The organism is Streptomyces prasinopilosus (assembly GCF_001419695.1).
GTDB classification, from domain to species: Bacteria; Actinomycetota; Actinomycetes; order Streptomycetales; family Streptomycetaceae; genus Streptomyces; species Streptomyces prasinopilosus.
Genome location: NZ_LIRG01000573.1, coordinates 1 through 1,262 on the forward strand (window position 1 = coordinate 1; position 1,262 = coordinate 1,262).

Below are 1,262 nucleotides of genomic sequence, written 5' to 3' on the forward strand. Positions count from 1 at the left end.
CGGCGCAGCACGTCGCCGACCAGGTCGCGCCACAGCGGCTCCCGGGGAGGGGGAGCCGCTGGAACGGGAGCGGGAGCGGGTGCCGGCGGAGCGGCGGCGCGGCGTGCGGCCGCGGGCCGCAGGGGGACGACACCGGTGGCGGGGGGCGCTTGGTTTCTCACTCCTCCAGCGTAGGAATCCCCGCCCCGGGGGGAAGGGAGGGGAGTTCCGCTCTGAGTGAAGGGGAGGGCACCGCGCGTCACGGTGAGGATTCCTGGAAATCGGGTGGAGTGTTCGGTACGAAGCTGGGTAGTCGCAACCCCGAAGGACCAAGGCACGTGTCCATCGGACTTTCGTGGGGAGAGGTAATGAAGACCGCCGTGATCCGCTCGCAGGCGCAGGCCGTCGAAAGAAACGCCGAGGCCGGGACGGGTGACGGAAGCCTGCCCGGGGTCGTCGACCCCAAGGCCGTCGCTCCGCGCGATGCCAAGGAGCTGTCCCGCCAGTTCTTCCGCCGCCTGGCGGAACTGGAGGAGGGCACGCACGAGTACCAGTACGCGCGCAACACCCTGATCGAGATGAACATGTCGCTGGTGCGGTTCGCGGCCGGACGGTTCCGCGGCCGCGGCGACGACATGGAGGACATCGTCCAGACCGGCATGATCGGTCTGATCAAGGCGATCGACCGGTTCGAGCTGTCGCGCGAGGTCGAGTTCACCTCCTTCGCGCTGCCGTACATCGTGGGCGAGATCAAGCGCTTCTTCCGTGACACCACCTGGGCGGTCCACGTGCCGCGCCGGCTCCAGGAGCTGCGGGTGGAACTGGCCAAGGCCCGCGAGGAGCTCGCCAGCAGGCTGGACCGCGAGCCCACGGTCGCCGAGCTCGCCACCCTGATGAACCTCACCGAGGAGCAGGTCAACGAGGGCCGGCTGGCCGCGAACGGCTACAACTCGTCGTCGCTGGACGCCGCCCTCACCGGTGACGGCCCCGAGAACGGCGAATCCGTCCTGGCCGACTTCATCGGCATGGAGGAGGAGGGGCTGCGGCTCGTCGAGGACTTCCACGCGCTCGCGCCGCTCATGGCCGAGCTGAGCGACCGCGACCGCGAGATCATCCGGATGCGGTTCGTGGAGGAGGCCACCCAGGCGGAGATCGGCGAACGGCTCGGGTGCTCGCAGATGCACGTCTCCCGCCTGATCAAGCGGATCATCGGCCGGCTGCGCGAGGGCATGCTGGGCGAGCTCGGCTGCGCCTGACGGCACGGGACAGGGAATGCGGCTGCG

General features: G+C 69.8%; 1 protein-coding gene and 1 pseudogene. One reads left to right on the forward strand and one right to left on the reverse strand.

The annotated features are described in order from the left end of the window. Positions 1-161: pseudogene (locus AOK18_RS34570) on the reverse strand (helix-turn-helix domain-containing protein); the annotation flags it as partial. 186 nt (positions 162-347) lie between these two features. Here AOK18_RS34570 and AOK18_RS22350 point away from each other — a divergent pair. Further along, complete coding sequence (locus AOK18_RS22350; RefSeq protein ID WP_055574301.1) at positions 348-1,235, forward strand: RNA polymerase sigma factor SigF; 888 nt, start codon at positions 348-350, stop codon at positions 1,233-1,235. Positions 1,236-1,262 lie beyond the last annotated feature (27 nt).

Coding starts and splice junctions, on each gene's coding strand:
- AOK18_RS22350 (WP_055574301.1), top strand. CDS start 348: ATGAAGACCGCCGTGATCCGCTCGCAGGCGCAGGCCGTCGAAAGAAAC.